The sequence below is a fragment of the Streptomyces sp. NPDC007856 genome, assembly GCF_042868225.1.
In the GTDB taxonomy this organism is placed as follows: domain Bacteria; phylum Actinomycetota; class Actinomycetes; order Streptomycetales; family Streptomycetaceae; genus Streptomyces.
The window spans coordinates 149687-161789 of record NZ_JBIAEC010000016.1; the positions used below are offsets into that span (position 1 = coordinate 149687).

The 12103-nt window shown below is 72.7% G+C and carries 9 protein-coding genes; 4 read left to right on the plus strand and 5 right to left on the minus strand.

Annotation, left to right across the window (positions count from 1 at the left end; genetic code table 11):
• Positions 1 to 92: 92 nt before the first annotated feature.
• Positions 93 to 1517, minus strand: a complete 1425-nt coding sequence (locus ACFYOH_RS33085; RefSeq protein WP_388633311.1) for an amino acid permease — start codon at positions 1515 to 1517, stop codon at positions 93 to 95.
• Positions 1518 to 1567: 50 nt separating this feature from the next.
• Positions 1568 to 2515, minus strand: a complete 948-nt coding sequence (locus ACFYOH_RS33090; protein ID WP_388633314.1) for a LysR family transcriptional regulator — start codon at positions 2513 to 2515, stop codon at positions 1568 to 1570.
• Between the two features lie 82 nt (positions 2516 to 2597).
• Here ACFYOH_RS33090 and ACFYOH_RS33095 point away from each other — a divergent pair, with 82 nt between their 5' ends.
• Positions 2598 to 3884, plus strand: a complete 1287-nt coding sequence (locus ACFYOH_RS33095; protein ID WP_388633317.1) for an MFS transporter — start codon at positions 2598 to 2600, stop codon at positions 3882 to 3884.
• On the opposite strand, the gene ACFYOH_RS33100 is transcribed toward ACFYOH_RS33095, so the two are convergent.
• On the minus strand, positions 3820 to 4299 hold the full coding sequence (locus tag ACFYOH_RS33100) for a universal stress protein (RefSeq protein ID WP_388633320.1): 480 nt from the start codon (positions 4297 to 4299) through the stop codon (positions 3820 to 3822). The genes ACFYOH_RS33095 and ACFYOH_RS33100 overlap by 65 nt on opposite strands.
• Before the next feature lie 122 nt (positions 4300 to 4421).
• On the opposite strand from ACFYOH_RS33100, the gene lysX reads away from it, so the two are divergent.
• Complete coding sequence (gene lysX, locus ACFYOH_RS33105) at positions 4422 to 7700, plus strand: bifunctional lysylphosphatidylglycerol synthetase/lysine--tRNA ligase LysX (protein WP_388633323.1); 3279 nt, start codon at positions 4422 to 4424, stop codon at positions 7698 to 7700.
• Here the strand turns inward: lysX and ACFYOH_RS33110 are convergent.
• A complete protein-coding gene (locus tag ACFYOH_RS33110) occupies positions 7645 to 9078 on the minus strand; it encodes an MFS transporter (RefSeq protein ID WP_388633327.1) in 1434 nt (477 codons plus the stop codon). The two genes, lysX and ACFYOH_RS33110, sit on opposite strands and share 56 nt — an antisense overlap.
• A gap of 216 nt (positions 9079 to 9294) precedes the next feature.
• On the opposite strand from ACFYOH_RS33110, the gene ACFYOH_RS33115 reads away from it, so the two are divergent.
• Positions 9295 to 10131, plus strand: a complete 837-nt coding sequence (locus ACFYOH_RS33115) for a polysaccharide deacetylase family protein (RefSeq protein ID WP_388633330.1) — start codon at positions 9295 to 9297, stop codon at positions 10129 to 10131.
• A 38-nt stretch (positions 10132 to 10169) separates the two neighbouring features.
• Here the strand turns inward: ACFYOH_RS33115 and ACFYOH_RS33120 are convergent, their stop codons facing one another.
• The gene (locus ACFYOH_RS33120; protein ID WP_388633333.1) at positions 10170 to 10862 is read right to left on the minus strand and encodes a class F sortase; all 693 of its coding nucleotides are present in this window, start codon (positions 10860 to 10862) and stop codon (positions 10170 to 10172) included.
• A 330-nt stretch (positions 10863 to 11192) separates the two neighbouring features.
• Between ACFYOH_RS33120 and ACFYOH_RS33125 the strand changes: the two genes are divergently transcribed.
• Entirely contained in the window at positions 11193 to 12044 is an 852-nt protein-coding gene (locus ACFYOH_RS33125) for a hypothetical protein (RefSeq protein ID WP_388633336.1), read from the plus strand.
• Positions 12045 to 12103 lie beyond the last annotated feature (59 nt).

Sequence of the window (12103 nt, forward strand, 5' to 3'; positions counted from 1 at the left end):
CCGGGGGACAGGGCGTGCGCATGGCTCTGCGACGGACGGTCGATCGCGTCGGCGAACGGTCGGACGAACGGTCCGGCCACTCAGTCGGGGGTTCATTCGGCGGGCCGCGCCTCGGCCAGCACCGAGCGCCGGTAGGAGTAGCCGAAGTAGATCACGCACCCGATCACGAACCACGCCGCGAACCGCACCCAGGTCTGCCAGTGCAGGAACGTGATCAGCCAGATCGAGAACACGCAGCCCAGCGCGGGCACGACCGGCATCCACGGCGTACGGAAGGTGCGCGGCAGCTCCGGGCGCCGGTAGCGCAGCACGATCACCGCCGCGCACACCACCACGAAGGCCAGCAGGATGCCGATGTTGGTCAGCTCGGCGGCCGAGCCGATCGGCACGAATCCGGCGATGGCGGCCGAGGTCACCCCGACGATCCAGGTCACCCGGGTCGGCACATGCCGCGTCGGGTGCGTCTTGGCGAACCATGGGGGCAGCAGACCGTCCCGGGACATGGAGAACCAGACCCGGGTCACGCCCAGCATGAACGTGAACATCACGGTGAGGATGCCGATGATCGCGCCCACCGCGATCACGTCCGCCAGCGCGTCCAGGCCCACCGACTTGAACGCGCTGGAGAACCCGCTCTCCGGGTCGATGTGCTTGTAGTCCTGCATCCCCGTCAGCACCAGGCAGGCCGCCACGTACAGCACCATCGAGATCACCAGTGAGTAGATGATCGCCTTCGGCATGTGCCGCTGGGCGTCCCTGGACTCCTCGGCGGCCGTCGACATGGCGTCGTAGCCGAACACCGCGAAGAAGACGGTTGCCGCGCCGGTGAAGGCACCGCCGATGCCGAACGGGAAGAACGGGTGGTAGTTCGCCGAGTCGATGTGGAACACGCCCACCCCGATCACCAGCAGCACCACCAGCACCTTCAGGGCGACGACGAACGTCTCGAAGCGGGCCGCGCTGCGCATGCCCAGGTTGAGCAGCCAGGCGATCAGCAGGCACAGGAGCGCCGCGAACAGGTCCACCCGGTGCCCGGCCCCGGTGCCCGGCGCCCCCAGCATCCAGTGCGGCAGCTTCGCGCCCATCGCCTCGACGAGAAATCCGAAGTAGCCCGAGATGCCGATCGCCACCACCGCCACGATCGCGGTGTACTCCAGCAGCAGGTCCCAGCCGATGAACCAGCCCGCGAACTCGCCGAGCACCGCATAGCCGTAGGTGTACGCCGATCCCGCCTTCGGGATCAGTCCGGCGAACTCGGCGTACGACAGCGCCGCACAGGCGCTCGCCACACCGGCGACGAGGAACGACACCACCACCGCCGGACCCGCCGTGCCGTTGGCCACCGTGCCCGCGAGCGTGAAGATGCCCGCGCCGATGATGCCGCCCACCCCGATCGCGGTGAGCTGCCACAGGCCGAGGGAGCGGTCCAGCCGGGTGCCCTCGCCGACCTCGGTCTCCTCGATGTGTTCGATGGGTTTGCGGCGGAGAATCCCCTCGCCCGCGCGGAGCCCGGCCATGCGTCTCACCTCTTCGCCGACGGCAACGGCTGACGGCGGATCATGATGGCTCAGGTGCCCCGCACAGGGAAGACGCCACGCACGGCCCAGGCGGGCGTCCAGGTGCGGGCCGCGAGCCGGGCCGGCAGGCGGGCGGTGAGATGGTCGCGCAGCGCGGCGAGCCCCGGGTGTGCGTTGGCCGCGGCCCAGACCAGGGAGTGCGGGTACACCGGCGTCGGGTCGACGAGCGGGATGCGCCGCAGGTCGTGCCCGGCGGGCCGGGAGAACCGGGCCAGCTCGCCGACGAAGGTGGCGAGCGAGTCGGAGCCGGCGACCGCATCGAGCAGCGGCTCCCCGCCGGAGTCGGGGACGACCGAGTTGATGGTCAGCCCGAACTCGGCGGCGAGGGTCGTGTAGTACGCGGCCCACTCGGTGCCGTCCACGAGGCCCGGCATCCAGATCCGGTACCCGGCCAGCTGCGCCGGCGTCACCGACCGGGCCCCGGCGAGCGGGTGCCGCGCCCCGGTGAGCAGCTGCACCGGCTCGTCCAGCACCCGGACGGACCGCAGCCCCTCGGGAAGCCGCGTGGTGACCGCGCGGATGGTCGCGTCGATGCTGCCCGCGCGTACGGCGGCGACGGCCGTGCTCGCGTCGAAGAGCGTCACCATGTCGAGGGCCGTGCCGGGCTGCGCCTCATGGAACTCCCGCAGCAGGGCCGCGGGGGCCAGCCGGGCCCCGAGCACGTCGACGCGCAGCGCCCGCCCTCCCGGCCGCACCGAGGCCAGGGCCCGCTCCTCGGCCAGCAGCAGCTCCTGGGCGTGCGGCAGGAACGCCTGCCCGTCGATGGTCGGCCGCGCCCCGCGCGCGGCCCGGGCGAACAGCCGTACACCGAGCTCCTTCTCCAGCGCCGCGATGCGCTTGGAGACGGCCTGCTGGGTGATGCCGAGGAGAGCCGACGCCTCCTGGAACTGCCCGGTGTCCACCACGGTGACGAAGGTGCGTACCGCTTTGAGATCCACGCGGCACAGCGTACGCGTACAACCGATGGTTGTGGCTGCTGTCCTGCTGGTTGTTTGCTTCCGGCCCGGCCTGCTGGTTTTCATGTCCGGGGTCAACGGGAGGTTGTGCGTGAAGCTGGGTCGGCAGTTCGGATGGCTGTGGGCGGCGTACTCGGTGAGCGCGCTCGGCACCTATCTCGCCTTCGACGCGTTCTCGGTGATCGCTGTGATCGCCCTGCACGCCGGGCCGGCCGAGGTGGCGCTGCTCGCCGCGACCGGGCCCGCGGTGGGTGCCGTGCTGGCGGTGCCGCTCGGGCCGTGGGTGGAGTTCCGGCGCAAGCGGCCGGTGATGATGACGATGGACCTGATCCGGTGCGCCGCGCTGCTCACCATCCCCCTCGCCTACGCCCTCGGCGGCCTCGGCCTCGGCCAGCTGCTGCTCGTGTCCATGCTCGTCGCGGCGGCCGACATCACCTTCAACGCGGCATCCGGCGCCTTTCTCAAGACGCTCGTACCGGCCGACGGCCTGCTCAGCGCGAATGCCCGGTTCGAGTCCACGAACTGGACCGCCCTGGTCCTCGGACCGCCCCTCGGCGGCGCCGCGATCGGCCTGTTCGGTCCCGTGACGACCGTCCTGGCGAACGCGGTCAGCTTTCTGCTCTCGGCCCTGGGCATCCGGGCCGTCGGCGGCGGCGAGCCGCGCCCTGGGCGCACCGGAGCCGAACGCCTGCGACCGGCCGACCTGCTCGACGGCTGGCGGCACATCCTCACCAGCCCGGCCCTGCGGCCCCTCTTCTTCAACAACCTCGCGGGCAACGCCCTGATCATGGTCGCCGTGCCCCCACTGGCCGTCCTCATGCTCGGCCGGCTCGGCTTCGCCCCCTGGCAGTACGGCCTCGCCTTCGCCGTGCCCTGCCTCGGCGGCCTCCTCGGCTCCCGGCTGGCCCGACCCCTGGTCGCCCGCTACGGTCAGCGGCGGGTACTGCGCACCGCGGGCACCCTGCGCGCCGTCTGGCCGCTCGGACTGGCCTTCGTCCAGCCCGGGCTGCCCGGGCTGCTGCTGGTGATGGCCGTGGAGTTCGGGGTGATCACCAGCTCGGGCGTCTACAACCCCGTGTACGCCACCCGCCGCCTGGAGTGCACCCCGAACGACCGGGTCGCCCGCACCCTGTCCGCCTGGTCGATCACCGGCAAGGCCACCACGGCCGCCCTGACCGCCCTGTGGGGCCTGCTGGCGAGCCTCACCGGCCCGCGCACCGCCATCGCCCTCGCCGGCGTCCTGCTGCTCGCGACCCCGACGCTGCTGCTGCGAGAATCCCGGGAGGCTACGGCACGACCGTCACCGGCCAGCGCCCCGCCTTCACCAGCCGGATCGCCACCGAACCGATGATCCGGTGGCCGGCCTGCTCCGAGGCGCCCACGACCACCGCGTCCGCCTTGAGCTCGTCGGCCGCCTTCACCAGCCCGCCGTAGGGGTCGCCGCGGAAGGTGTGGAACTCCCAGCGCACCTCGAATATCCCCTTGACCCGCTCGGTCGCCTCCCGGATGTAGCTGACCAGGTCCTCGGCGATCTCGTCGGTCGTCTCCGCCACCGGCGCCCCGAGCGCCGCCCCGGCGGCCAGCACCGGCTGCACGTACACCACGGCCAGCAGCGCGTGCTGCCGCCGGGCGAGCCCGCCCGCGTACGCCGCGGCACGCAGCGAGGAGTCGGAGCCGTCGACCCCGACCATGATGACCTTCGGCCCGTCCGTACCGCGCTCGAACCGGTGTGAGTCCGAGGGTGAGTGCGCATGCTGTTCCGCCACGGCTCGAGGCTATCGGAAGCGCGGTTTCCCGCGCCGGTGCGGGGCCGTGCGACCTGCGGGGCAGCGCAGCGGGCCGGCGCCTCGACGGGCGAGCCGCGCGACCCCTTCCTACAGTCGGAACCATGACCGCCAGCGCGGAGCCCGCCGCACGGAGGGACCCCACGGCCCCGATACCCCCGCCCGCCGGCGGGCGCCTCGGCTGGGTGCCCGAGGCCTTCGCGACACTCTTCGCCGCGCTCGGCCTGCTGTGCGCCCTGCTCGCGCTCATCGAACCGCTGCGCGACCTGCTCCAGCCGGTCGTGCACGTCCTCGACCTGCTGCTCCTGCCCATCAGCGCCAACCTCGCCTACGCCGTCTTCCTGTTCCTGCTGGCCGGCGCCACCGCCGCGCGCAAGAAGGTCGCCTGGTGGCTGGTCGTCGTCTATCTCGGCCTGGTGGTCCTCACCGACGCGCTCGGCGTGGGCCTCGGCATGTACGCCGAGTCGCTGCCGTCCCTGGTGCTGTGCGGCCTGCTCCTGCTCCTGCTCGTGGCGGCCCGCGGGGAGTTCTACGCCGCCTCCCGCCACGGCGCCGTCTGGCGGGCGCTCGCCGTGCTGCTGGGCGGTCTCGTGGTGGCCATTCTGCTGGGCTGGGCGCTCGTCATGCTGTTCCCGGGCACGCTCCCGGCGAACGAGCACCTGGCCTGGGCGGCCGACCGGGTGTGCGGCGGACTGGTCTCGGGCCGCTCCTTCTCCGGCCGCCCGCCCCGCAAGGTCACCTTCGTGCTCGGCCTGCTCGGCGCCCTCGCCCTGCTCAACGCCGCCGCCACTCTGTTCCGTTCCCAGCGCCTGGAAGCCGCCCTGCACGGCGACGAGGAGGCCCGCATCCGCGCCCTCCTGGCCGTCTACGGCGAACGGGACTCCCTCGGCTACTTCGCCACCCGCCGCGACAAGGCCGTCGTCTTCTCGCCCAGCGGCAAGGCCGCCGTCACCTACCGCGTCGAGGCCGGCGTCTGCCTCGCCAGCGGCGACCCCGTCGGCGACCCCGAGGCCTGGCCGCACGCCATCGCCGCCTGGCTGGACGTGGCCCGCCGCTACGCCTGGGCGCCCGCCGTGATGGGCGCCTCCGAGGACGGCGCCCGCGCCTACGCCCGGGCCGGACTGGGCGCCCTCCAGCTCGGCGACGAGGCGATCGTGCACGTGGCCTCCTTCGACCTGGGCGGCCGGGACATGCGGGTGACCCGGCAGGCCGTGCACCGCGTCCGCCGCTCCGGCGCCACCTGCCGCATCCGCCGGCACGCCACCCTCACCGAACACGAGATGGAGGAGATCGTCGACAAGGCCGACGCCTGGCGCGACACCGAGACCGAGCGCGGCTTCTCCATGGCCCTGGACCGGCTCGGCGACCCTGCCGACGGCGACTGCCTGCTGGTGGAGGCCCTCGGCGAGGACGGCCGGCTCCTCGCCCTGCTGTCCTTCGTGCCCTGGGGCCGGGACGGCGTCTCCCTGGACCTGATGCGCCGGGACCGCACCGCGCCCAACGGGGTCATGGAGTTCATGGTGGCCGAACTGTGCGCCACCGCCCTCAAGCTGGGCATCCGCAGGATCTCGCTGAACTTCGCGGTCTTCCGGTCGGTCTTCGAGGAGGGGGCCCGCATCGGCGCCGGACCCGTCCTCAGGCTCTGGCGCCGACTGCTGCTGTTCTTCTCCCGCTGGTGGCAACTGGAGGCCCTGTACCGCTCCAACGCCAAGTACCACCCGGAGTGGTACCCGCGCTTCATCTGCTACGGCGACACCGCCTCCCTCGCCCGCATCGGCCTCGCCTCCGGCATCGCCGAGGGCTTCGTCTCCGTACCGTCTCTGCGCAAGCTCTGGGGGAAGGGGCACCCGAAGGCCGGGCAGCGGCCCGCCACCACCCACGGGCTGCCGCCCCTGACGGCGCTCGGCCTCGGCGGAGGGGAGCGGGCCGGACCCGCGGCTCCGGAGGCGGGCCTGCCCGATCAGGTCCGCGTACGGCACCGCAAACTCGACCGGCTGCGCGCCGACGGCACCGACCCCTACCCGGTCGGCGTCCCCGTCCGCACCCACGCCCTCGCCGACGTGCCCCCCGGCGAGGACGTCACGGTGGCCGGACGGCTCATGCTGGTCCGCGACTTCGGCGGCATCGTCTTCGCCGTGCTGCGCGACTGGTCCGGCGACCACCAGATCGCCCTCACCCGCAGCGGCTCCGGCGCCGCCCTCGACCGCTTCACCGCCGCCACCGACATCGGCGACCACATCACCGTCACCGGCCGCACCGGCCTCAGCGACAAGGGCGAACCCACCGTCTTCGTCACCTCCTGGCAGCTCACCGGCAAGTGCCTGCGCCCGCTGCCCGACAAACGCCGCGGCCTCACCGACCCCGAGGCGAAAGTCCGCCGCCGCTATCTCGACCTCGCCACCAGCCCCGCCGCCCGCGCCGTGATCCGGGCCCGCTCCTGCGCCGTACAGGCTCTGCGCCAGGGCCTGCTGGACCGCGGCTTCGTCGAGGTCGAGACCCCGATGCTGCAGCAGATCCACGGCGGCGCCAACGCCCGCCCCTTCACCACCCACATCAACGCCTACGACCTCGACCTGTATCTGCGCATCGCCCCCGAGCTGTATCTGAAACGGCTGTGCGTGGGCGGCCTGGAGAAGGTCTTCGAACTGGGCCGCACCTTCCGCAACGAGGGCGTCTCCTACAAGCACAACCCCGAGTTCACGATGTTGGAGGCCTACCAGGCGTACGCCGACTACGGCGTCATGCTGGACCTCACCCGCGAGCTGATCCAGGGCGCCGCGACCGCCGCCTTCGGCTGCCCGGTGGCCCGCAAGGACGGGCAGGAGTACGACATCTCCGGGCGATGGCCGGTCAGGACGGTGTACGGCGCGATCTCCGAGGCGCTGGGCGAGGAGATCGGGCCCGGCACCGAGCTGCTGCGGCTGCACCGGCTGTGCGACCGGGCCGGAGTGCCGTACACCGCCGACGACGGGCCCGGGGACATCGTGCTGGAGATGTACGAGCGGCTGGTCGAGCAGTACACCGAACTCCCCACCTTCTACAAGGACTTCCCGACCGACGTCTCCCCGCTGACCCGGCAGCACCGCGCCGACCCGCGGCTCGCCGAGCGCTGGGACCTCGTCGCCTTCGGCACCGAACTCGGCACCGCCTACTCGGAGTTGACCGACCCCGTCGAGCAGCGCCGGCGGCTCACCCAGCAGTCGCTGCTGGCCGCCGGCGGCGATCCGGAGGCCATGGAACTCGACGAGGACTTCCTGGAGGCCCTCGAGTACGCGATGCCCCCGACCGGCGGCCTCGGCCTCGGCGTCGACCGGCTCGTGATGTTCCTCACCGGCCTGACGATCCGGGAGAGCCTGCCGTTCCCGCTGGTGCGCCGCCGCTGAGCGCCGGGTCCCCGGCGGGGGCCGGGAAGCGGTGCCGGGGCAGGGTCAGCAGCGCGATCACGGCGCCGGTCGCACACAGCGCCACGCCCAGCTCGAAGCAGTCCCGGACCGCGCCGGCCACGAAGGCCCGGTAGTCGAAGTGGCTCCCGTAGGGGGCGGACGCCGGTGCGCGCATCGCAACGGAGACGACCCCGGCGAACAGTGACACGCCCAGGCCGGCGCCCAGTTGCCGGGAGGAGTTCAGGCCCTGGGGCAGCGCACCGCTCCCGGAGCGGGCGAAACCGGCGGGCAGGGCCAGCACCGCGCAGCCGAAGGCGACCAGCAGCAGCGGCAGCAGCACATCGGCGAAGCGGAAGGCGTCCTCCCGGCTCAGCAGGACGAAGCCGACGGCCGCCACCGCGCAGGCCCCGGCCACCGCCGCACCGAGCCCGATGCGCGCGGCCAGCCGGGGCAGGGCCGGGCAGCCCAGCAGCACCCCGGCGACGGCGGACAGCAGGGCCCAGCCGACCTGCATCACGGACAGCCCGCCGATCACCTGCAGGGCGAGCGTGAGGGCGTACAGGACACCGGCCAGGCCGGCTGCCAGCAGCGCCACCACCGTGTACCCACCGAACGCGGCCCGCTCCCTGTGCAGCCGGGCGAACAGCTCCGGCATCCGCTCGCGCCGGCCGAGCAGGCCCAGCGCGGACGGCACCAGCGCGCCCGCCACCGCGATGACGACCACCGTCGTCGCGGACACGCTGTGGTCACCGAGCCAGTCGGCGAACCACGCCAGGAAAGCCAGCGGGACGACGCCCAGCGCCGCACGGCCCACCCGGGCCCCCGCCGCGGGCAGGGGCGCGGACTCGGTGAGCACCACCGGGGTCAGCACCAGCAGCACCGCCCCGGCGACGGTCTGCACCCAGAACACCGTCTCGCCCCGCACCGAGGCGTCCAGCAGCAGGGCGGTGGGCAGCAGCATCGCCGGTCCGGCGCAGGCGACGACAGCGAAGTGCACGCTCAGCGCCCGGTCCCGGCCGGGACCCTGCTGATGCGTGGAGTCGATCAGCGCCAGCGCACCGGCTGTGATCACCGCCGCCGCGACGCCCTGCACCGCCCGCGAGGCGAGCAGCACCCCGGAGTCCTCCGTCACGGCCGCAGCCACGGCGGCGAGGCTCGACAGGGCGAGGCCGCCCATCAGTACGCGTCGCCGCCCGAGCGCTTCACCCAGCGCTCCCGCGAGCACCGGCAGCGCGGCGAAGCACACGCTGTACACGCTCAGCAGCCAGGTCAGCCCCTGGAAGGACAGCTGTGACCGGACCGCGATCCACGGCAGCCCCACCGTGAAGACGGTGGTGTCGAAGACGACCAGCACCTGGGCCGCCGCCAGCAGCACCACCGCCGGCCCCCTGCGCCGCGGCCCGCTCTCTCCCCCGTGCGCCAACTCGACTCGCCCCCCTATCTGTTGTCGGACCGCTGTCTGCGGACTGAATGACCGTCAAAAGCCCATGACGGGTTCCGCGCCGGCCCCGGCACTGGTCCGTCCGGGTGTATTCCCGCTGGCGCACCGGTGTCGCTGTGGAGCGTCGGAGTCCGGTGGGGCGACTGATGGATCATGCAGAAGGATCACTTGCCCACACGGCGCCGGATGCTCCTGGCGGGCGCCGCGGCGCTGGGAGCCGCCAGTACCGCCGGAGCCATCGTGGCCGGCGGCGCCGAGGACGGCGCCGGGACGGCCGCCGCCCCCGCCCCCGGACCGCAGGCCCGTCAGGCACCGAGACCCTCCGCCTTCCGGCTCCAGCCGCTCACCGGTGACGGACCGCCGCGTGCCGCGCCGCGCGGGCTGAAGGTCCGCAACGAGCCCATCCTTCAGATCTCCGGCCGCGGCCGGCGCATGATGCTGACCTTCGACGACGGCCCCAACCCCCAGTTCACGCCGCACATCCTGGACACCCTCGCCAAGTACGGCGTGCGGGCCATGTTCTTCCTGTGCGGCGAGTGCGTCGTCGACAACAGGGAACTGGTGGCCCGGATGGCCGACGAAGGCCATGTCGTCGGCAACCACACCTGGACCCATCCGCTGCTGACGACCCTCGACCGCAAGCAGATCCGCTCCGAGATGAAGCGCACGAGCGACGTCATCGAGGACGCCTACGGCGAGCGCCCGCAGTGGTTCCGCGCGCCCTACGGCGCCTGGAACCGGGCCGCGTTCCAACTGGGCGCCGAGATGGGCATGGAGCCGATGGGCTGGACCGTCGACACCACCGACTGGATGGAGCCGGGCACCGCCGCCATCGTCGACCGGGTGGAGAGCGGTGCCGCCCCCGGTGTGGTGGTGCTCTCCCACGACGCCGGGGGCGACCGGTCCCAGACCGTCCATGCGATCCGTGAATGGCTGCCCCATCTCCTTGATTCCGGATATCACATGACCGTGCCGCTCCGGCGCGTGTAACCGTTTCCCGGGACTTCGCCCGCCCGGCCGCGGTGGCTTCAGTTCACCGCGACCAGACGGGCGAAGACGACGACGTTCCCGTCGTAACCGTTCTGCTTGGAAAAGCCGCCGCCGCAGGTGATGACCCGCAGTTCCGGCGTTCCCTTCGAGCTGTACACGCGGTCGCCCGGAAAACCGCTCTTGGGGAAGACCTCGACGCCATAGGTCTCGAACACCGCGGTCTTTCCGTCCTTGCGCAGGACCTCGATCCGGTTGCCCTTCCTCAGTGCCCCGAGTCCGTAGAACACGGCGGGGCCCCGCTTGTTGTCGACGTGCCCCACGACGACGGCGGTGCCCTTCTCGCCCGGGGAGACCGCACCGGTGAACCAGCCCGCCAGATTCGGGTCGTCCGGCGGCGGCGCGGCGACCCAGCCGGCCGCGTCCAGACCGACCGGCATGACCGGCGCGTTCACCCGGATCGCGGGGATGCGGACCCGGTCGGCGGCGGAGAACCCGAGCGGGGTCGGGGCCGTGGAGTGGGTGCCCACGCCGACACGGCTGTCCGCCACGCCGACACGGCTGTCCGGGGCCGCCGCCGCGGCAGGCTGCGGCGGACCGGTGTCCAACTCCCCCGAGCCATTCCGAATGAGCGCCAGACCGGTCAGCAGGACAAGCGCTATCACACCCCACGGGGCCCGCTTCCTCCGCCGCTCCTCCTCTTCGGCAAGCTCGGAAAGCTCGGACGCAGACATTCGCCATCCCCTCTCGACGCGGCCTCAACGTCCATCGCGCATGGGGAAACGCTAAATCCGGCGCGGGCGGCGGACGACGGGGCGAGTGGCGAACGGGTGACCCACGGCCTGTGCGGTGCGCCATCCGAGTTGCCATTTCCGGAGGACTTCTGACGGGCCGTGACCTGCGGCAATATCCGATTGTGTGCTTTTCGTGCGGTATGCCGGCTCACCAGGACGGACCATTCTCGACATGCGGGCGTGTTCCGCGCGCCCGAGGGTCTTTCCGGGAGGTGTTTTCTCGCCGATCAACCGGGGACGGTTCCCGGGCGCCTCCCGCGGAGGATTCAGATGCGAAACCAACGCGCCCTGGCGGCCGCGTGCGCCGCGGTCGCGGTGCTCGGCTTCGCCGCCCCTGTGGCCGTCGCGGACGGCACGGGAAACGGCGGCGGCACGGACAGCGGCATCAGTGGCAGCTTCGACGACCACCGGCACTTCGACGACAACGGGCTGCTCGACGACAACGGGCATTCCAACGACAACGATCACTTCAACGACAACGGGGAGCACAGCCGCGACGCGGGCCGCGGGGACGGCGGCGGCCGGGGCGACGACCACAACTGGGAGGGCGACCGGGGCGGCGACGACCACAACTACGGTGGCCGGGGTGACGACTTCGGCGGACGCGGCGACGAATTCGGCCGCGGTGACGAATCCGGCCGTGGCGACGAATCCGGCCGCGGCGACGAATCCCGTCGGGATGGCGACCTCGCCGACAACAATGACGACTTCGGCGGACGTCGCGACGACGGCCCGCGGAACATCGTCACCAGGCCGGGCGTGCTCCCGGCCGGCGGCCGGCTCGCCGTTACTGTGGACAGCTGCCGCGAGGGCACCATGTCCTCCCCCGCCTTCACCACCACCCAGCTCGACCGGCGGAGCGACGACAGCTCGCGCGGCACCATCCACATCGACCGCGACGCGCCTCCCGGCCGGTACGACGTCACGGTCCACTGCGACGGCAGGACCCTGGTCCGCCCGGCCGCTTTCACCGTGCTCGGCGGCGTCCAGGGCGGTTTCGGCGGCAGCAGATCCACCGGCGCCACGCCGGCCGACATGGCCGTCGGCGCCGGACTGGTGACCCTTGCGGTCGTCGGGGGCGGCGCGTTCTGCGTGCGCCGCCGGCGCGAGCAGCGGAGCTGAGGCCCCCGCCGCCCGGCCTGCCACGGCCGCACCGGAACACCAGGAACGACCGCACCCCG